At 71.9% G+C, this 19275-nt stretch carries 19 protein-coding genes; 11 read left to right on the top strand and 8 right to left on the bottom strand.

Annotated features, from left to right (window positions below):
• Positions 1–33: 33 nt before the first annotated feature.
• Positions 34–1731 (bottom strand): carbohydrate-binding module family 20 domain-containing protein, encoded by a 1698-nt coding sequence (locus AB0I16_RS22695; protein ID WP_363251299.1) that lies wholly within the window; start codon positions 1729–1731, stop codon positions 34–36.
• Between the two features lie 422 nt (positions 1732–2153).
• Between AB0I16_RS22695 and AB0I16_RS22690 the strand changes: the two genes are divergently transcribed.
• The gene (locus AB0I16_RS22690; protein ID WP_363251298.1) at positions 2154–3029 is read left to right on the top strand and encodes a restriction endonuclease; all 876 of its coding nucleotides are present in this window, start codon (positions 2154–2156) and stop codon (positions 3027–3029) included.
• Between the two features lie 10 nt (positions 3030–3039).
• Positions 3040–3294: a DUF6332 family protein gene (locus tag AB0I16_RS22685; RefSeq protein WP_363251297.1), complete on the top strand. Its 255-nt coding sequence runs from the start codon at positions 3040–3042 to the stop codon at positions 3292–3294.
• Between the two features lie 69 nt (positions 3295–3363).
• On the opposite strand, the gene AB0I16_RS22680 is transcribed toward AB0I16_RS22685, so the two are convergent.
• Entirely contained in the window at positions 3364–4347 is a 984-nt protein-coding gene (locus AB0I16_RS22680; RefSeq protein WP_363251296.1) for a LuxR family transcriptional regulator, read from the bottom strand.
• 248 nt (positions 4348–4595) lie between these two features.
• Here AB0I16_RS22680 and AB0I16_RS22675 point away from each other — a divergent pair, with 248 nt between their 5' ends.
• From AB0I16_RS22675 to AB0I16_RS22650, 6 genes are all read left to right on the top strand, one after another.
• A complete protein-coding gene (locus AB0I16_RS22675) occupies positions 4596–6008 on the top strand; it encodes an aminopeptidase P family protein (protein WP_363251295.1) in 1413 nt (470 codons plus the stop codon).
• 98 nt (positions 6009–6106) lie between these two features.
• Positions 6107–6691, top strand: coding sequence for a DUF1360 domain-containing protein (locus tag AB0I16_RS22670; RefSeq protein WP_363251294.1), 585 nt, complete (start codon positions 6107–6109; stop codon positions 6689–6691).
• A 214-nt stretch (positions 6692–6905) separates the two neighbouring features.
• On the top strand, positions 6906–8105 hold the full coding sequence (locus AB0I16_RS22665; protein WP_363251293.1) for a hypothetical protein: 1200 nt from the start codon (positions 6906–6908) through the stop codon (positions 8103–8105).
• Between the two features lie 9 nt (positions 8106–8114).
• Positions 8115–8717 (top strand): hemerythrin domain-containing protein, encoded by a 603-nt coding sequence (locus AB0I16_RS22660; protein ID WP_363251292.1) that lies wholly within the window; start codon positions 8115–8117, stop codon positions 8715–8717.
• A 63-nt stretch (positions 8718–8780) separates the two neighbouring features.
• On the top strand, positions 8781–9524 hold the full coding sequence (locus AB0I16_RS22655) for a phosphodiesterase (protein WP_363251291.1): 744 nt from the start codon (positions 8781–8783) through the stop codon (positions 9522–9524).
• Positions 9525–9718: 194 nt separating this feature from the next.
• Complete coding sequence (locus AB0I16_RS22650; protein WP_363251290.1) at positions 9719–10120, top strand: VOC family protein; 402 nt, start codon at positions 9719–9721, stop codon at positions 10118–10120.
• A gap of 18 nt (positions 10121–10138) precedes the next feature.
• On the opposite strand, the gene AB0I16_RS22645 is transcribed toward AB0I16_RS22650, so the two are convergent.
• Positions 10139–11596 (bottom strand): MFS transporter, encoded by a 1458-nt coding sequence (locus tag AB0I16_RS22645; RefSeq protein WP_363251289.1) that lies wholly within the window; start codon positions 11594–11596, stop codon positions 10139–10141.
• Between the two features lie 165 nt (positions 11597–11761).
• Here AB0I16_RS22645 and AB0I16_RS22640 point away from each other — a divergent pair, with 165 nt between their 5' ends.
• Positions 11762–12214 (top strand): MarR family transcriptional regulator, encoded by a 453-nt coding sequence (locus AB0I16_RS22640; RefSeq protein ID WP_363251288.1) that lies wholly within the window; start codon positions 11762–11764, stop codon positions 12212–12214.
• 102 nt (positions 12215–12316) lie between these two features.
• On the opposite strand, the gene AB0I16_RS22635 is transcribed toward AB0I16_RS22640, so the two are convergent.
• Positions 12317–12739 (bottom strand): Rid family hydrolase, encoded by a 423-nt coding sequence (locus AB0I16_RS22635; RefSeq protein ID WP_363251287.1) that lies wholly within the window; start codon positions 12737–12739, stop codon positions 12317–12319.
• Positions 12740–12853: 114 nt separating this feature from the next.
• On the opposite strand from AB0I16_RS22635, the gene AB0I16_RS22630 reads away from it, so the two are divergent.
• Positions 12854–13357 (top strand): MarR family transcriptional regulator, encoded by a 504-nt coding sequence (locus AB0I16_RS22630; RefSeq protein WP_363251285.1) that lies wholly within the window; start codon positions 12854–12856, stop codon positions 13355–13357.
• A 25-nt stretch (positions 13358–13382) separates the two neighbouring features.
• On the opposite strand, the gene AB0I16_RS22625 is transcribed toward AB0I16_RS22630, so the two are convergent.
• From AB0I16_RS22625 to AB0I16_RS22610, 4 genes are all read right to left on the bottom strand, one after another.
• A complete protein-coding gene (locus AB0I16_RS22625) occupies positions 13383–15515 on the bottom strand; it encodes a SpoIIE family protein phosphatase (RefSeq protein WP_363251284.1) in 2133 nt (710 codons plus the stop codon).
• Positions 15516–15651: 136 nt separating this feature from the next.
• A complete protein-coding gene (locus AB0I16_RS22620; protein ID WP_363251283.1) occupies positions 15652–16881 on the bottom strand; it encodes a cytochrome P450 in 1230 nt (409 codons plus the stop codon).
• A 74-nt stretch (positions 16882–16955) separates the two neighbouring features.
• Positions 16956–17738, bottom strand: coding sequence for a GAF and ANTAR domain-containing protein (locus AB0I16_RS22615; RefSeq protein ID WP_363251282.1), 783 nt, complete (start codon positions 17736–17738; stop codon positions 16956–16958).
• A gap of 78 nt (positions 17739–17816) precedes the next feature.
• Positions 17817–18446 (bottom strand): alpha-ketoglutarate-dependent dioxygenase AlkB, encoded by a 630-nt coding sequence (locus AB0I16_RS22610; protein WP_363251281.1) that lies wholly within the window; start codon positions 18444–18446, stop codon positions 17817–17819.
• A gap of 78 nt (positions 18447–18524) precedes the next feature.
• On the opposite strand from AB0I16_RS22610, the gene AB0I16_RS22605 reads away from it, so the two are divergent.
• The gene (locus AB0I16_RS22605; RefSeq protein ID WP_363251280.1) at positions 18525–19184 is read left to right on the top strand and encodes an ATP-dependent endonuclease; all 660 of its coding nucleotides are present in this window, start codon (positions 18525–18527) and stop codon (positions 19182–19184) included.
• The last annotated feature ends 91 nt before the right edge of the window (positions 19185–19275 follow it).

The following is a 19275-nucleotide window of genomic DNA, read 5'->3' as shown; positions in this document are numbered from 1 at the left end:
TGCGGTCGGGGAGGTGCGGTGCGGTCGGGGAGGTCAGTTCCGCCAGGTGTCGTTCAGGGAGATGCGGTTGTTGTCGACGGTCGCGGTGCGGTTGGCGCCGCCCTCCCAGGTGACCTTGCCGGCTGCGTCCTTGCGGAGGTACTTGTACTCGAACGCGGTGCCCTTGGGCAGGTCGACGTCCAGGTTCCAGACGGGGTAGGCGGACGGGTCGAGCTTCTTGGCGTTGGCGGGGTTCCAGTTGCCCAGTTCGGGCCGGTTGCCGGTGACGTAGATGTTCTGACCCCACTGGGTGGTGGCGTTGACCTTGAAGGAGGCGCCGGTGTCACCGGGCTGGGGCTCACCGCCGTCGTCCTTGCAGTTGCGCGCGCCGACGTGCAGGGCGACGGCGGCGTTGGCACCGATGTTCGCGGTGAACTGTCCGGAGCCGTTGACCGTGACGGCCTTGCCGCTCTGCACGTCGCAGTAGGTGCCGGAGGGCAGCGAGGTCTGGAAGGTGCGGTTCAGGGAGGAGCCTTCGTGGTTGATGGCCACGAACGCCTTGTCGCCGCGGCCGAAGGCGATGGCGTCGCCGCCGTTGTCCCACCAGTTGGTGACGCCCGCGCGGCCGGCGGTGTTGCGGAACTTCACCATGGACGAGATCTCGCGCCAGGCGTGCTGGCACTTCCAGCCGCCGGAGAAGCAGGCGTCGACCTTGCCGCCGTTGGGGGAGCCGGCGTCCGCGCTGGAGAACTCGTAGCCGGAGTGGACGTCGGGTGAGCCGTAGGGCCAGGCGAGCATGAAGACGTGGGCCAGGGTGTAGTCGGCGCCGTCCTTGTAGTTGAGCGTCTGGCCGTGGCGCTCGGTGTCGTGGTTGGTGACGAAGACGCTGGACTTGCCGCCGGGCATGTAGCCCCAGCCCTCGCCGTAGTTCTTCAGGTTGGCGAGCTTCTCGTCCTTGAAGACGCGCTTCAGGTTCCAGCCGTAGCGGACCTCCTGGGCGTCGCCGACGGACTGGTACTCGCTGGGCGAGACGTCCTCACCCTCGCCGTAGAGGGTCTCCTGCTTGATGTAGGCGTTCTGGTTCGTGAGCTTGGAGCGGATGGCCTTGAGGTCGTCGACCGCCATGTGCTTGGCGGCGTCGACGCGGAAGCCGTCGACGCCGAGGGAGAGCAGGTCGTTCATGTAGTTCGCGATCTTGCCCCGGACGTACTCCTCGCCGGTGTCGAGGTCGGGGAGGCCGCCGAGTTCGCAGTGCTGGCTCTCCCAGCGGTCGCGGTAGTTCTTGATCTCCCGCATGCAGTCGTCGAAGTCGTTGCCGCTGTAGAGGCCGGGGTAGTTGTACTTGGTGAAGTCGGTGCCGGCCGACCCGGTGCCCTGGGCGTTGGCCATGTGGTTGATGACCGTGTCGGCGACCACCTTCACACCGGCGCTGTGGCAGGTCTTGACCATGTCGCGGAACTGGTCACGGTTGCCCAGACGCGTGTCGATCTTGTAGCTGACCGGCTGGTACGCGGTCCACCAGGCTTCGCCTCGCAGGCGCTCCTGGGGTGGGGAGACCTGCACGTATCCGTAGCCGTCGGGCCCGAGCCGGTCGGTACACGCTTTGGCGACCGAGGCGAACTGCCACTCGAACATCACGGCGGTGACGTCCTTGGCGCCGGGCGGTGCGGCCTGGGCCGACTGGGGCAGGGCGATGAGGGCCGCCGACGCGGCCGTCATGGCGACAGAGGCGGCGAGGAACCGTCTAGCCATCGTTTCTCCTGGGGGTGGGGAAGGGGGAACTGGCGTGGGGTGGCCCCGCGTGGCAACGCGCCGTGCCGGTGCGGAACTTGCAGTTACTTGCTGCAAGAAGACAGCAGCTTTCGGGGACCAGAACGTACGGGGCGCTTCATTCAAGGTCAACCCTTCCGGCGTCACGACTTAACACCCCGGAAATATCGCGAAGTTCTCTGTGCAACCACTTACGCAAGGGCTTGCAGTCTTGGTAGGTTCAACGCCTCCCGGCAGCGTCCGCGGCCCTGGCCCCGGGCGGGGAGACGGACCGCGGCGGGCGGTCTCACGGCCACGCACCTCTTTTGCCGACGTCGATCTCGGGCACTCGGAGGACCAAGTGATCTTCGTTGTCCCGTGCTCCACGTCGCCGACATCCGTCGTCCGGAGAAGAGAGAGTGGCCATGACCGCACCCACGCGCCCGGTCCGACGCATGAACCGCGAGCGGCGCTTCGACCTCCGTGTGACCACCCTGTTCTTCGTGCTGCTCGCGGTCATCCTGTGCGCGGTGGTGTTCCTGGCGCGCACCGCGGCGCACATCGTCGAGAGCCGCCCGCTGTGGGCCGTCTCGCTCCTCGTGGTGGCCGTCGCGGCAGCGCACTTGTGCCGGGCGAGGTGGCGCCGGTTCTCCGCCGCGAGATGCGCGCGCCGGGCCGCCGAGGTGCTGGAGGAGGCGGCCGAACGGGCCTCCGACAGCCTCGACGACCTGACGGCGGGCGAGCGGGTGCCGCCGGCCGCACCCGTGATCCCGGCCCAGACGGCCCGGGTGACCCCGGCGGCCCCGGTGGAGCAGGGCGTCGTGGCCGGCGTGACGCAGGCGGCGCCGGGCGTGCCCGTGCCCGGGACGGAGGAGGCGACCGTCGTCGCCTTCCCCGACGACTACACCGACCTCGACCCCGACGGCTTCGAGCAGGCCGTGGCCGAACTGTGCGTCCGCGACGCGTGCCTGGACGTGGAGGTCGTGGGCGGCGCGTGCGACTTGGGGGCGGACGTCGTGGCCGTCACCCCCGACGGGCGGCGGATCATCATCCAGTGCAAGCGCTACGGCGACACCAACAAGGTCGGTTCACAGGATCTGCAGCGCTTCGGCGGCACGTGCTTCACCGTCCACGAGGCCGATGTCGCGGTCCTCGTCACGACGAGCGACTTCACCGTCCCCGCCCTGGAGTACGCGGAGCAGTGCGGCATCGTGTGCGTGAACGGGGCCGAGCTCGACGCCTGGCGCGACGGCACGGGGCCGAGCCCGTGGGAGCGGGCGTTCGTCGAAGCCGACGTGTGAGACTGACCCCATGGATGAGGGGCGGGAGTCGCGGTGGGAGAAGGACGCGATGACGGTGGAGATCGTCTTCGCGCTGGTGACGGCGGCTCTGCTGGCCGTGGCGGTGTTCGGCCTCTCACTGGTCCCCGCCGTGCTCATCGGGGCCTCGGAGCCCGCGGGCAGGGCGGTGCTCACGGCGGGTGCCGTGCTGGGGGTGGCCGCCGGGATCTGGCGCCTGGTGCGGGTCCTGCTCAGCTTCGACGCCTGGCGGCGGCAGGGCCGTTGACGCCCGGCCCGGCGAACGCCCCGACGCTCCGACGCCCCCGGGGCACCCGGGACCGGCCCCCCGCCCCGCTCAGAGCCACCCGCAGCGCTGCGCCTGCAACGCCATCTGGAAGCGGTTCGCCGCGCCGAGCCGGGCCATCAGGACCTGGAGGCGCCGGAAGAGCGTGCGGCGGCTGATCCCCAGCTCCCGGGCGATGACCTCGTCGGTGGCTCCTCCGGCGAGGAGCCACAGCAGCCGGCGGTCGGCCGGCGGCAGCCCGCCGGGGGCCGCGGTGCGGCCGTGGAACGGCAGGGCGTTGGCCCAGGACTGCTCGAACAGGGCGATGAGCGCCGAGAGCAGACCGCACGGCTGCACGACCAGCATGGTGTTGTGCACGTCGCTCTCCTTGATCGACAGGGACACGAGTGCGTACGCCTCGTCGATGACGACGAGTTTGACCGGCACCGAGGGCAGCACCCTGGCCTGCTCGCCCGCGTTGACGCACGGCTCGATGACCTCGGTCAGGTGGCCCGGGTGCGCGAGGGACTCCCGCGAGTACACGACGCGCTGCGTCACGCCCCTGGCGAGCGTGGCGAGCGCGTCCTCCGTGGCGCCGGGCAGGGGGAAGTAGGGCGGCGACTCGAACTGCCTGATCTGCTCGCGGGCACTGGCCCAGGCCTGGCGAATCCTGGGGCCCACGGCGTCGCCGGTGACGACCTCGACGAGGTGGTCGTCGTAGGCGGCGAGCCGCTGCCGCCGGAACGCGTCGAAGGCGCCGCCGACCGCTACGCGCGACTCCTCGACCTCGGCGGCCCGCCGCCGGGTGAGGACTTCGAGACCGGCGGCGGGCGGTACCGGGGCCACCGCGTCCCCGCCCCGCTCGACGCCGCCGGCGAGACCGGCGTCCACCAACTCCTCGTAGGCCGAGCCGAGTTCCGTGCCGGCGAGTCCCGCCGCGGAGCCGATCGCACTCAACGGGGCCGGAGCCCGCTCCAGCAGGGCGAGGTAGACGCGGGCCGCGGCGGGTCCGAGCCCGAGCAGCCGCAGGGCCTCGCCGAGTCTCACGTTCGTCATGGCGGCATTATCGGCGGCGTCCGACCGGGACCGTGGCCGATCCGTGCCAGTGGCACGATCCGGCCCCGGACGCCCGCGGCGCAGAGTACGTTCCGATCCGGCCGCTGCTCCGGAGGGCGGCAGCGAGCCCCCGTGCGCAGCCCGCGGGGACCGCGAGTGAAGGCCCCGGAGAAGCCGGCGAACCCAGCGAAGCCGGCGAACCAAGCGGAGCCGGAGAAGCCCGAAAGATCCAGAGAAAGGCGTACGCCATGGCGAAAGGCCGCAAGAACCGGCTCTACCCGGGCATATCCGAAGAGCTGTCCGCCCTCATGCGGACCGGCTGGGCGGACACCGAACGGCACGACCTGACCCCGGACGAGCAGGCCCCGTACGCCGCCCGGCGCCGCGCCGCGCTCTCCGCCCGCTTCCCCGGCGAACGCCTGGTGATCCCCTCCGGCAACCTCAAGGTCCGCTCGAACGACGACACGTATCCGTTCCGGGCCTACTCCGGCTACGTGCACATGACCAGCGACCAGGCCCGTGACGGAGCCCTCGTCCTGGAGCCCCGCGCGGACGGCGGCCACGACGCCTACTGCTACCAGCTCCCGCGGGACGGCAGGGACGACGACGAGTTCTGGACCGGCCCCACGGCGGAGCTGTGGATGGGCAGGCGCCGCTCGCTCGCCGAGTCACAGCTCGTGCTCGGCCTGCCCTGCCGCGACGTCCGCACGGCCGCGGCCGACCTGGCCGCCGGTTTCGACGGGCCGACCCGGATCGTGCGCGGCGTCGACGCCGCCCTGGAGGCCGCGGTCACCTCCGACGAGGAGCGCGACGACGAGCTGGAGGAGGCGCTGAGCGACCTGCGCCTCGTCAAGGACGACTGGGAGATCGGCGAACTGCGCAAGGCCGTGGACGCCACCGTGCGCGGCTTCACCGACGTCGTCGGCGACCTCTCGCGGGCGGTCGCGACGTCGGAGCGGTGGATCGAGGGCACGTTCTTCCGCCGCGCGCGACTGGAGGGCAACGCCGTCGGCTACGGCTCGATCTGCGCGGCGGGCGACCACGCCACGATCATGCACTGGACGGAGAACGACGGCCCGGTGCGCCCCGGCGAGCTGCTCCTGCTCGACGCCGGGGTCGAGGCGCGCTCGCTCTACACAGCGGACGTCACGCGCACCCTCCCGATCAGCGGCACGTTCACCCCCGTGCAGCGCAGGGTCTACGAGGCGGTGTACGAGGCGCAGGAGGCCGGCATGGCCGCCGTGAAGCCGGGGGCGGCCTACCGTGACTTCCACGAGGCGTCCCAGCGCCATCTGGCGGCACGCCTGGTGGAGTGGGGTTTCATCGAGGGCCCGGCGGAGCGCGCGTACGCACTCGGCCTGCAGCGTCGCTTCACCATGGCGGGCACCGGGCACATGCTCGGCCTCGACGTCCACGACTGCGCACAGGCACGGAACGAGGAGTACGTCGACGCCGCGCTGGAGCCCGGCATGGTGCTCACCGTCGAGCCCGGCCTGTACTTCCAGCCGGACGACCTGACCGTCCCCGAGGAGTGGCGTGGCATCGGCGTCCGCATCGAGGACGACCTGCTGGTCACCGCCGACGGTCACGAGAACCTGTCGGCGGGCCTGCCCCGTTCGGCGGACGACGTCGAGGCGTGGATGGCCCGCTTCGCCGGCTGAGGCCCCCGGATGCCCTGCCGAGGCGTTTCCGCTGGTGCCGAACGGTTACCTGTTGTCCACGACCGGACAGGACCGGCGGCGAACCAGCGGAGGCGACCGTGGAGCACGGCGACGAGCGCGAGGAAGAGCGCGAAGAAGAGCGTGAAGAAGAGCGCGAGGAGGACACCCGCGGGCAGCGGGTGAAGAAGGTGTTCCGGCGCATCGGCGGGGCCTACTCCCCGGGAGAGCGGCGCCACCTCGGCGGGCACGCGGGCGCCGTGGCCGCGTTCGGCGTCTACACGGCCGCGTGGGGCGCGGCGGTCGGCCTGCGCGGGGCGAAGCTCCCCGAGCGTCCCGAGCCATGGGACATCGTGTGCGCGGCGGCCGCCACGTTCCGGCTGAGCCGGCTGCTCAGCAAGGGCTCGGTCACCAGCCCGCTCAGGGCGCCCTTCACGCGCTACGAGTCGGCGACGGGACCGGCGGAGGTCAGCGAGAGCCCCCGCGGCGGCCTCGTCAGGTCGACCGTGGGGGAGCTCATCACCTGCCCGTTCTGCCTGAGCGTCTGGCTGACGACCACCATCACGGGTGCCCGCCTGCTGTGGCCGGGCGCCACGCGGACCGTGACCGGCGGCCTGACCGCACTCGCGGCCGCCGACGCGATGCAGCTCGGTTACGACTGCCTCGTACAGAAGAACGGCGAATGAGTACGTCCGGCGGGAAAACCCGCCCGGCCTTACGCCACCCGGGTGCCCCTGCCGAGCGGGGGTCGCGTGCGATGGCGGGGACCCCCGGGCGGGGGAAACATGGCTTCTCGGTGCCCCGCGGCCTCGGCGGACATGGAACGCGACCGCCGGGGTACTCCGCCCACTCGTCGTCCTTCGTCGAGATGACGTCTGTTTCTCACCGAGGAGAACTGCCGTGACCTTCAACCCGCTCGAACAGCGTGGCATCCCGCTGGACAAGCAGCTGCGCAACTGGCGTGAGCTGAACGTCGCCCCGATCGACCCGGACCACTGCGACCCGTACACCCGCTGCCGCGTCATCACGATGAACGGCATCGAGGTCGAGGCGATCATGTTCAGCCACCAGCTCGCCCGTAACACGGTCGACCCCGAGGTCAAGCGGCTGCTTGCCCGCACCCGCTACATCGAGGCGCAGCAGCAGAAGGTGGTCAACTGGCTGCTGCCGGGAGTGTCGTCGGTCCTGGAGACGACGATCGCCTACGAGCAGGTCGCCGTGGACCTGACGGCGTGGGTGGCGCGGATGGAGCCGGACCCGTACCTCAAGCAGGCCTACCAGTTCGGCGTCCTTGAGGACTTCGACCACCTGTACCGGTACGCGAACCTGTACGAGATGATCGAGCACCGCAAGGCGGAGTCCATCGTCGACGGCCTCACCGAGGTCATGCCCGGCAGGCCCACCCGGTTCCACCACCGCGACCCGGTCGACAACGTCCGCGACCCGTACGCCAAGGACGAGACCAACCCGCTGTCCAAGCTGCACGCACTGACGATCATGTCGGCCGAGCAGCAGACGATGAACTTCTACATGAACACCGGCCCCACCTACATGGAGCCGATCGCCCGCCAGCTGTACCAGGAGATCGGGCTCATCGAGGAAGAGCACGTCACCCACTACGAGTCGCTGGTCGACCCGGGTGAGACGTGGTGGGAGCAGCTGGTCAACCACGAGTACAACGAGTGCTACCTGTACTACTCCTTCATGGAGCAGGAGAGCGACCCGAGGGTGAAGGCCATCTGGGAGCTGCACCTGAACATGGAGCTTGAGCACCTGCACATCGCCTGTGACCTGATGCGCAAGCACGACGGCCGCGACCCCGCGTCCGTCCTCGCCCCCGCGCTGCCCAACGTCCTCACCTTCGAGCCGAACAAGGGCTACCTGCGCGAGCTGCTCGACACCCAGATGGACCTGACCACCCTGGGCGCGGGCTACGTGCGCGAGGCGCACGAGCGGTTCGAGCGGATGCAGGAGCAGATCCACGGCGGCGAGGCGCCCCCGAGCGACCGGGTCATGGCCAAGCACGACGCCATGTTCGGCCGTGAGTACCGCGTGCAGACCGAGGGCGAGCACCCCGACCCCACCCAGCGCGAGAAGTGAGGCGGGCAGATGACTGAGCTGCGGACCCCGCACGCAGGGGACGACATGGCGCCCGACACCGACGTGGTGTCGCTGCTGATGCGTCAGCACGGCGACATCCGCAACCTCTTCGACGAGGTGGAGGCCGCGAGCGGCGAGGAGCGCCGCGAGGCGTTCCGCCGTCTGGTGCGGCTGCTCGCAGTCCACGAGACGGCCGAGGAAGAGGTCGTCCACCCGTTCTCCCGGCGCACGCTCAAGGGCGGCAAGGACGTCGTGGACGACCGGCTCGCCGAGGAGAAGGCGGCCAAGGAGACCCTGGCCGAACTGGACGACTTCGACACCGACGACCCCAAGTTCATGCCCCAGCTCCTCAAGCTCCGCAAGGACGTCCAGGAGCACGCGCGCGCCGAGGAGCGCTACGAGTTCACCCACATCCGGCGCAGCACCGACAGCGCGAACCTGGCGGCGATGGCCAAGGCGGTCAAGGCCGCGGAGGCCATGGCCCCCACCCGGCCCCACCCCGGGGTGCAGTCGGGCGCGGCCAACATGGCCCTCGGGCCCGTCGCCGCGCTGATGGACCGCACCAAGGACGCCGTCCGCAAGGCCATGAACGGCACGAACAAGGACGGCTGAACGACGGGCGACGCCATGCCGAGGTACGCACCTGCGTACCTCGGCCGAAGGGAGGACAGCGCGTTGGGTCCCGAGCCCACGACACCAGCGGCACGTCCGCGCACGGGCGCCGGGCTCGTGGCGCGGGCGGCCCGCACCGCCGCCCGCCGGCGCGGGGCCCCGGCGCTGCACCCCTTCGGAGTCCACGCCGAGGCAACCCTCGCCGTGCGCCCGGCCGGTGGCGCGTGGGGTGAGCCCTGGCTCGACGAACCCGGCGACCACCGGGTCCTGCTGCGCTGGTCACGGGCCGCAGGGCTGCCCGGGCGGCTGCCGGACGCGCTGGGTCTCGCCCTGCGCGTCCACGACGCGGGGGGACCCGGCCGGCCCCTGGACGTGCTGCTGACCACCAGCGGCGGCGGCCGGGTGACCAGGCATCTGCCGTTGCCGCGCCTGGACGCGACGAGCGGCCCGTACTCGACGCTCCTCGCGTATCGCATCGGCACACGCCAGGGGCTGCTGATCGCCCACCCGTCCGGCGCATCGCCCCACGTGCCCAGCGGTCTGACCGCGCTGCGGGCGGCGCTGGAGCGGGCGCCGCTGGCGTTCCACCTCTGTGCCGCGCTGCCCGGCGGGGCGTGGTGGCACCTGGGCACGCTCACGACAGGGCCGCCCCTCGACCTGCCGCCGGGCGAGACCCTCTCCTACGACCCGTATCAGCACTGCCTTCCGGGCCTGCGCCCCACGGACAGGTTCAGCGGAGTGAGGGAGGCCGCCTACGCCGCCTCCCGGGCGGGGAGGCGCGCGACAGAAGAAGTACGGGGGAAGTGAGGTCACCATGCTGAGAGCCTGTGTCATAACCCCGGCCGGATCAGCGTGCGGCGTCTGGTGCGTGCGATCGCAAGGCGCCGGAGCGTCCTCGTGGCGGAGCCACGTGGGCGTTTCGGCAACACCGCATGGGGGTCCCCCCGCGCCCTTCAGGCGTGGGGGAGTGCGTGCCAGGCGTCGCACGCCCGGCCGGGGTTATGACACAGGCTCTGAGGCTCGGCATTCCCGTCATCGGTGTCACGGTCGCCCGGGCGGTGACCTTCTGGACGGCGGCACTCGACCTGATGGCGACACCGGAGTGGGAGAGCGAGACCTGGCGCACGCTCGACCATGCCGACGGGTCGGGCAGGGCCCTCGCGCTGATGCGCAGCGACTCGCCCGCACAGGAGCGCCCGCGGCTGCACCTGGACCTCTTCACGGACTCGGCGCAGGAGCAGCGGACGGAGGTCCGCCGGCTCATCGGGCTCGGCGCACGGGCCGTGGAGTGGGACCTGTATCCGCCCGACCCCGACTTCGTCGTCCTGGCCGATCCGGACGGCAACCTCTTCTGCGTCGTCGACCTGAGCCACGCGCCCAGCGGGAGCCGGCCGGAGCAGTGACCGGCGGGGCGGCGCGGGTCAGGCCCGGGTCGCCGCCCGGTCGGCCGCGGCGGGCGCCCCGTCGGCAGTTTCGTCGCCGTCTGCCTCGCGCAGCGCGGGGATGAGGGCCGCGACGGCCGCGGAAAGGAGGGCGACACCGCAGCCGATCAGCAGGCCCGTGCGGAAGCCGTCCTCGGAGGGGATCGTGACGCCGCCCATGCCGATGGTCATCTGGGCGAGGACGACGCCGATGACGGCGGAGCCGATCGTCGTGCCGAGCGAGCGCATCAGGGTGTTGAAGCCGTTGGCGGCAGCCGTCTCCGCGACCGGCACCGAGCTCATGATGAGCGCGGGCATGGCGCCGTAGGCGAGGGCGACACCGCTGTTGATCACGATGCCGGCGACCATGATGCCCCAGGCGGTGCCCATGAGCGGCAGCGCGGCCCCGTACCCGACGGCGATCACGAGGGCGCCGCAGACCAGCGCGAGCTTCGGACCGCGCGTGTTGATCAGCTTTCCGCCCAGCGGCGAGATCAGCATCATCATGACGCCGCCGGGCGCGATCCACAGACCGGCCGCCAGCATCGACTGGCCGAGGCCGTAGCCGGTGGCCTCGGGGAACTGGAGGAGCTGCGGCGCGATCAGCATGAAGGCGTACATGCCGACGCCGATGAGGACGGACGCGGCGTTGGTGAGCAGCACGCGCGGCCGGACGGTGGTGCGCAGGTCGATCAGCGGGTCGCGGGTGCGCATCTCCCAGAGGCCCCAGACGGCCAGCGCCACGGCGGCCAGGGCGAACAGGCCGAGCGTGGTGCCGGAGGCCCAGCCCCAGTCGGCGCCCTTGGAGATGGCGAGCAGCAGTGAGACGAGGCCGATGGCGAGCCCGACCGCTCCGGGGGCGTCGAAGCGCTGGCCCTTCGCGGCGGCCGGGACGTCCGGCACGACGGCGAAGATCAGGAAGCCGATGGCCAGTGCGAGGGCGGCCGAGCCCCAGAACAGCACGCGCCAGTCGGCGTACTGCGCGACGGCGGCGGCGATCGGCAGGCCGATGGCGCCGCCGATGCCCATGGAGGCGCTCACGAGCGCGATGGAGGAGCTGAGCTTCTCGGGCGCCACGACGTCCCGCAGGAGCGCGATGCCGAGCGGCACCATGCCCATGCCCATGCCCTGCAGACCGCGTCCGACGATCATCGGGACGACGGACGAGGAGAGCGCGCAGACCACCGAGCCGACGATCAGCGGCACGACGCAGACCAGCATCATGCGGCGCTTGCCCACCAGGTCGCCCAGGCGTCCGGTGACGGGCACACAGACGCCCGCGACGAGCAGGGTCACGGTGATGACCCACGCGGCGTTCGAGGACGACGTGTCCAGGATCTGCGGCAGCTCGGCGATGAGCGGCGTCACCAGCGTCTGCATGATCGCGGCGACCGTACCGGCGAGCGCCAGGGTGGCGACTATGCCGCCGGTCCTGCCGCCCGACTGCTGGGCTTCCATAGGGACACTCCTCGATTCGTTCACTGAGCAAGGATGTGCACTATACATACTCTGTGCATGGGGCACATGCCATGCATCGAGCACACGCACGGGCGGCGGTGCGCCGGGCGGGGGCGTGGGCGCCGCCACGTGGTGCGATACGGTCGCGGTAGGAGGACGCAGCACATGGAGAAGCCATCGCACCTGGTCGAGTTCGAGCACATGGTGCTCGGGCGGCACCAGTTGAGCACCGCCAAGCTGCGCCAGCGGCAGGGTCGCCTGGAACGCAGTACGTACATCCTGCTCAGCCGCATCCGGGTGCAGGGGCCGATGACGATCGGACAGCTCAGCGAGGCGTTCACGCTCGACGCCTCCACGCTCAACCGGCAGACGGCGGGCGCGGTGCGGTCCGGACTGCTCGAACGCATCCCCGACCCCGCGGGCGGCATGGCCCGCAAGTTCCGGCTCACCGAGGAGGGCGCTCGGCGGCTGGACGCCGAGCGGGAGGCGCACATCAAGGAGCTCGACCGGGTCTTCGAGGACTGGCCGGCCGACGACGTGGAGACCTTCGCCCGCTACCTCCAGCGGTTCAACACGAGCGTGGAGCGGCTGAGCGGCCATCCCTGGCCGCGCTCCTGACCTCCGTACGTCCCGTGTGACCTCCCTGCGCTCCGTGTGAACGCCGACCGGCCGTGGCGGAGGACCGCCACGGCCGGACAGTGGGAGAAGAGGGCGAGGGGCTCAGCCCGCGTGGCCGACAACGGCGGTCACCCTGATCTCCACCCGCATCCCCGGCGCCCCGAGCGCCGGAACGCCGATCTGCGTCCAGATGGGTGCGCGCTCACCCATGCGCGCGCGCATCTGCTCCGTCATGACGCGGGTGGGCAGCTCGCCGATCCAGTCGGGGGAGTCGGGAATGTGGTACGAGTGCACGCCGATGACGTCCTGCCAGCCCGCCCCGGCCGTGGCGAGGGTCTTCTCGACGTTGTCGAAGGCCCGGACGATCTCCTCCTCCAGGGACTCGGGAAAGGTGAACGCCTCGTCCCAGCCTCCCTGTCCCGAGATCTCGACGCGGTCGCCGACGCGGACGGCCTGGCTGTAGTGCAACCGGTCGTGCAGCGTGTCGCCGTAGCCGGGCGTGACGGAAAACTGGGGCTCGTTCATGGCGCTCCCTGCGTTGGGGGTTCACACGTGAAGTAAAAGCACTTCACGCTTGAAGTGAAACCTACCCTAATTCGCTTCATGCGTGAAGTCATCGATTTTCGATAGGGTGACCCCATGGCCAAATCCGCCGACTCGAACCCAGGTCAGGACGCATCCGACGACGCACTGTGGCTGGACGCGGACGAGAAGGAAGCCTGGACCGGACTCATCTCGCTGGTCCTGCTGCTGCCAGGCAAGCTCGAAGCGCCGCTGCAACAGCAGAGCGGGCTCTCCCTCTTCGAGTACCTGACCCTCAGCCACATCTCGGAGGCCCCGGGGCGCCGCCTGCGGATGAGTGAACTGGCCTACCTCGCCAGCGGTTCCCTCTCCCGCCTGTCGAACGTCGTGAAGCGGTTCGAGCAGCGCGGCTGGGTCGAGCGCTCACCCGACCCCGACGACGGCCGGTACACCCTGGCCGCCCTCACCGACGAGGGGTACGAAGTGGTCGTCGAGACCGCCCCCACCCATGTACGGGCGGTCCGCGACCTCGTCCTCACCCCGCTCACCGCGGCCGACCGAAGGGCCCTGGCCCGCATCGCGGCGAAGCTGCGCGTACGGCCGGACGACCTGACGTCCTGATACGGACCGCCCCGGCAACGGCCGTTCACGCCGGGGGCGGCGCCGTGCGCAGCAGCAGTACGGCGATGTCGTCGGTGTAGTGCGGGGTGGGCCGGGCGTGGCGCAGGAGGATGTCGATGAGGTGGTCGAGGTCCTGCCCGCTGTACTCCGCGAGGCAGTTGGACAGACCCAGCGCGGCCCGGTCCGGGTCCGCGCCCGGGATCTCCACCAGGCCGTCGGTGTACAGGGCGAAGGTCGTCCCCGGCGTCAGCGGCAGGACGGTGGCGGGGTAGCGAGAGGCGGTCTCGACGCCGAGCAGCGGGCCGGGTTCGATCTCCATGACGCCCGGCGGCCCGCCGGGGCGGTGCAGGAGCGGCGGCGGATGACCCGCGCTCGCCACGACGGCCTCCCGGCGCACGAGGTCGATGTGCGCGTAGAGACAGGAGACCAGCAGGTCCGTCTCCAGCTCCGAGAGGACCCGGTTGGTGCGGGCGAGGACCTGGTCGGGCGGGGCGCCCACGGTGGCGTGGATGGCGGTGCGCACCTGGCCCATGAGGGCCGCGGCGGAGACGTTGTGCCCCTGGACGTCGCCGATCACGGCCGCGGCGGTGGTGGCGTCGATGCGGATGACGTCGTAGAAGTCGCCGCCGATGTCCATGCCGCGGCTGGCGGGCAGATAGCGGGCGGCGGCGTCGAGACCCGGCAGGGCGGGCAGGTTGCGCGGCAGCAGGGCCTGCTGGAGTCCGTGCGCGAGATCGCGGGTGGCGTCGTACAGGCGGGCGCGGTCCAGGGCCTGCGCGACCAGACCGGCCAGTGAGGTGAGGACGGCGCGCTCGTCCGCGCTGAACTCGTGGGGCCGGTCGTAGGAGAGGATGCAGCAGCCGACGGGCCGGCCGGAGACGACCAGCGGCAGGAACGCCCACGCCTGCTTGTCACTGAGCCGCGGCGCCTTCGGGAAGCGGCGTGCCAGCTCGTCGGGGCTGGTGAAGAAGGACGGGACTCCGCTCGCCAGGACCTCACCCGCGGGAGTGACGTCGGTGTCGAGGCGGAGGCCGTCGAGCCGGTCGATCGTCGCCCGGTCGTACCCGTGGTGCCCGGTGATCTTCAGCCGTCCCGCGTCGGCGGCGGACAGCACCAGGCCGTCGGCGCCGAAGGCGGGCAGGATCTGGTCGGCCACCAGGTCGACGACATCGCGTACGGCCACCGTCTCGGTGAGGGCGGCGGCCAGGTGGACCAGCTGGTACAGCCGCCCCGACGGCGCGGGCGGCGCCGCCACCGGGCCGCGCGCCGCGTACGTACCGGCGCGCTCGGGCACGTCGCCCTCCGGCGTTCCCGCACGGGTGACGCGGGCGCTGATGCCGCTGGCGTCCGGGTAGAGCTGGAAGCGCAGCCAGGTGTCCGGGGGCCGCAGAGTGGTGAAGGTGACCGGGTCGCGGCTGATGACGGCGGTGCGGTAGTGGTCCTCCACGACCCGGTTGTCCATCCAGGGCAGCGACTGCCAGGGCCGGGTGCCGATCAGCCGGCCGGCGTCCAGCCCGAGCAGCTCCGCCGCGGCCGGGGTCAGATAGGTGATCCGGCCCTCCAGGTCGAGGCCGATGGCCGCCTCGGGCAGCCGGTCGATGTAGTCGGCCGCGGCCCGGAGCCGCTGACCGCCGCGCGGACGGCTGACCGCGGCCACCGGGATGTGCCGCGGATGCTCGGGCACCGGCGGCAGGACGGAGGCGTCGCCGAGGACCCGGGCGATGCGCCGGGCGGCCGAGCTGATGTGGCCCCGCTCGCGGCGGGTGGCCTCGGCGGGGTGACTCGCGGGCCACAGCAGGAACAGCGCGCCCAGGCACCGCGAGCCGCCCGGCAGCGGGGCGGCGGCCAGCGCGAACCGGTACGGCAGGCTCGCCGCGGCGCGCGGATAGGCGCGGGCCATGTCGTCCTGCGACCCCACCCAGACCAGCCGGTCGTCGCGCACCGCCTCGCTCACCGGCACGTCCGCGTCGAGCGGCACCCGCCGCCACGGCCACGCCACCTCCTCCGGCATCCCGGAGAGCACCACGAGGCCGAGCACGGGCGCGCCCTCGTCCAGGAGGTAGACGCCCCCGGCCGAGGCCCCCGTACGGCGCACGGTGTCGGCCAGCGCCGCGTCCAGCGCACCGGCACCCCCGTCGTCAACCCCGTGACCGAGCATCGCGCGATGTCCTCCAGCCGACCGGGCAGCGGCCATGGGCGGCTGCGACGGTGATTCACCCGTCACTCATCTCTCGACAGTACGCCCGGGACGCGGCGGAGGCAGGGCGACGGCGCCCGGACCGGCTCGGCGGTCCCTACCGCCGGAGGCGGACGGGGAGGGACCGGTGACCGTTGCTGATCAGCGAGCCGTACGGTTCGAGCTCCGCGGCGGGCACGGCGAGCTCGATCCGGGGGAACCGCTCGAAGAGCATCCGCAGGGCCGTGGCGACCTCCAGGCGGGCCAGCGGCGCGCCGAGGCAGAAGTGGACGCCGTGCCCGAACGCGAGGTGCTCCTTGTCGGGGCGGGTCACGTCGAAGTCGTCGGCGGTGTCCCCGTGCCGGCCGGGGTGCCGGTTGGCCGCGGCGTAGGAGGGCAGGATCGCCTCGCCCGCCGCGATGACCTGCCCGTCGGGCAGCTCGATGTCGGTGACGGCGAAGCGCAGGGGGAGGTGTTTGATCGCCGGTTCGAGGCGCAGCGTCTCCTCGACGACATCGTCCCAGCCGGCCTCACCCGACCGGACGCGGGCCAGCTGCTCGGGGTGGGCCAGGGTCTGGGCGACGGCCTGGTCGATGACGTTGACGGTGGTCTCGTAACCGGCGGAGATCATCAGCAGCAGGGTGTCGCGCAGCTCCGCCTCCGAGAGGCTGCCGCCGTCCCCCTCCTCGTCGCGGGTGGCGATGAGGAGGGAGGTCATGTCGTCGCCGGGAGTGGTGCGCCTGGTGGCGATGAGGTCGCCGAGCGCCTCGTACAGGGCGGCCGTGTTGGCCGCGGACTCGGCGGCGGTCAGGGTGGTGTCGAAGACGCCGTCGACGAGGCCGCGGAATCCGCGGGCCTGCTCGACGGGTACGCCCATCAGCCGGCAGATGACGGCTATCGGCAGCGGGTAGGCGAAGGACTCCCGCAGGTCGACGGGGTCCTCGGCGGGCAGGGCCGCCAGGTCGTCGAGCAGACCGGTGACGATGGCGGTGATGTCGTCCCGCAGCGCGGCGACGCGGCGCGCGCTGAACGCCGGGGCGATCATCCGCCGCAGCCGGCGGTGGTCGGCGCCGAAGGCGGTGAACATGTTGTTCACCGTCACCCACAGGGCGAGCGGCCACGTCCCTTCGGCCTCGGCGAGCCCCGGCCAGTGGGCGCGGGCGTCCTTGGAGACCTGCGGGCTCCTCAGCAACTCCTTGAGCAGCCCGGGGTCGGTGACGGACCAGGCGGTGACGCCGAGGACGTCGACGCGGACGGCGGGCCCGTGGGCACGCAGCCGCAGGTGTTCGTCGTGCGTGCGGGCGCCGGTGGGGTCGAGCACGATCGGGGTGGTGGGCGTGGTCGTCACGGTACGGGTCCCTTCGCGGACTCACGGGGCACGAGCGATCGAGCGGTCGGGGAACGGAGCGGAGGGGAACCCGCTCAGCGGGACGGGATGTCGTCGCGTCCCTCGGTGACCTCGTGCGCCACGTCCGCCACCTTGCGCCGGTGGGCGCGGGCGTGGCGGCGCAGCCGGTCGAAGGCGTCGTCGAGGGTGAGGCCCTGCCGGACCGCGAGCATGCCCTTGGCCTGCTCGATGACGACCCGGCTGCTCAGCGCCGTCTGCAACTGGGTGGCGAGGACACGGCTCTCGAACGCCCGCCGTTGCAGGGCGAGCGCGTGAGCGGCCGTCTCCGCCAGGCTGCGGGCCAGCGCGAGAGCCTTCCCGTCCGTGGTCACCGCGGGCGGGCCGAGCAGGACCAGCGCGCCGAACGGGATGCCGTCCGAACTCTTGAGGGGCAGCGCGGTCACCCGGTTGAAGCCGAGCGCCAGCGCGCGCGGCGTCCAGGCCGGCCAGCGCACCCGGGCCGGACGCGTGGTGACGTCCACGTCGATCAGGGCGGCACCCGTGGAACGGGCGTCACACCCGGGTCCTTCCTTCCACGACACGGCGTCCGACGCCAGGGTGCGCAGGGCGCTGCCGGTGCCCTCGGTGGTGATGTCGGGGGAACTCAGCGGTGCGTACTGCACGATCGCGCCCCGCGCGCCGTACACGCGTCGCCCGCTCTCCGCGCACGTCGCCAACAACCTTCGTGTGTCGAGGGGGTCGAGACTGGCCACCCTCATCAACCGGGCGAAGAGCGCGGCGAGTTCCTCGTCCTGCAGGGTCACAGTGCGGACCTCCCGCCGAGCCAGACCGACCTCGACGATAGTCGCGGGGGTCACCGCCCGCACCCGTTGACCGCGGGCGGATAAATTTTGACCAGAAACCTATGTCCACGGCTTGCGCGCCCGAGTGACGGGTCAGCGAACTCCGTTGGGTCGGAACTGGATGCTGATGCGGCCCCCGGTGGCCCGCGTCGACTTGGGGACGGCGTGTTCCCAGGTCCGCTGGCAGGAGCCGCCCATGACGATCAGGTCGCCGTGGCCGAGTGGGCGGCGGACGCCCTCGCCCCCGTGGCGGGGCCGGAGCAGCAGATCACGTGGCGCCCCCACGGAGAGGATGGCGACCATGGTGTCCTCGCGGGCGCCCCTGCCGATGCGGTCGCCGTGCCAGGCCACGCTGTCGCGTCCGTCGCGGTAGTGGCACAGGCCCGCCGTCGTGAAGGCCTCGCCGAGCTCTTCGGCGTAGTGGTCGGAGAGCGCCCGCCGTGCCTCGTCGAGGACGGGGTGGGGCAGCGGTTCGCCCGCGCCGTAGAAGGCCAGGAGGCGCGGTACGTCCACGACCCGCTCGTACATCTGCCGGCGTTCGGCCTTCCACGGGACCTCCACGGCCAGCCGCTCGAACAGCACGTGGGCGCCGCTCAGCCAGCCGGGCAGCAGGTCGATCCACGCACCGTCGCCGAGTACCGTCCTGCGGGCCTCGGTCAGCGGGCGCAGGTGCACGTCGTCGCTCTGATCGAAGAGCGACCCCTGGAGCTGGTGCGATGCCATGGGCCCAGCGTAACGCGCAATCGAACGTACGAGCTAATTCGAGTGCCGGGCGACTGGCGGCGCTGCGATATTGGGCGCGTGAAGGCGACGACGAGTTTTCGAAGGGCCGCCGTGGCGTGGGCGGCCGGCGGGGAGGGCGGCGCGTCCGCCGCCGAAGCGGCTCGGGCGCGGGCGGCCGACGCCGGCGTGCGCAGGGTCGTCCTCGTCGAGGGGGACAGCGACCTCGTGGCCCTGGAGGCGCTCGCGGAACGCCGCGGACGCAGCCTCGACGCGGAGGGCGTCTCGATCCTCCCGCTGGGCGGCGCGATGAGCATCGGACGATTCCTCGCCCTGTGCGGGCCCGGAGGGCTCGACGTCCCGGTGGCGGGGCTGTGCGACGCGGGGGAGGCGCACTACTTCCGGCGCGTCCTCGAACGCACGGGGGCGGGACCGCAGCACACCCGCGCCGACCTGGAGACGCTCGGCTTCTTCGTGTGCGAGGCGGACCTGGAGGACGAGCTGATCCGCAGCCTGAGCGCCGAGACCGTCGTCGGCATCCTCGGCGAACAGGGCGACCTGCGCTCCTTCCGCACCTTCCAGAAGCAGCCCGCGCAGCGCGACCGCGGCCTCCCGCAGCAACTGCGGCGCTTCATGGGCACCAGGAGCGGCCGCAAGGCGCTGTACGCGCGCGCCTTCGTCGACCACCTCGACCTCGGCCGCGTGCCGCGCCCACTGGACGGCCTCCTCGCGTACGTCTGAGAGCCTGTCTTTGAACCCCCGTCGTCCGCGCGGAGCGCGGGCGCAGCGGCGGTCGGTGCGTGCGATCGGCGTGCGGCGTCCCCGGTCATGT

The organism is Streptomyces sp. NPDC050703 (genome assembly GCF_040654435.1).
Lineage (GTDB): Bacteria > Actinomycetota > Actinomycetes > Streptomycetales > Streptomycetaceae > Streptomyces.
The sequence above is the reverse complement of the archived record's forward strand: the minus strand, read 5'-3'. Positions and strand labels throughout refer to the sequence as shown.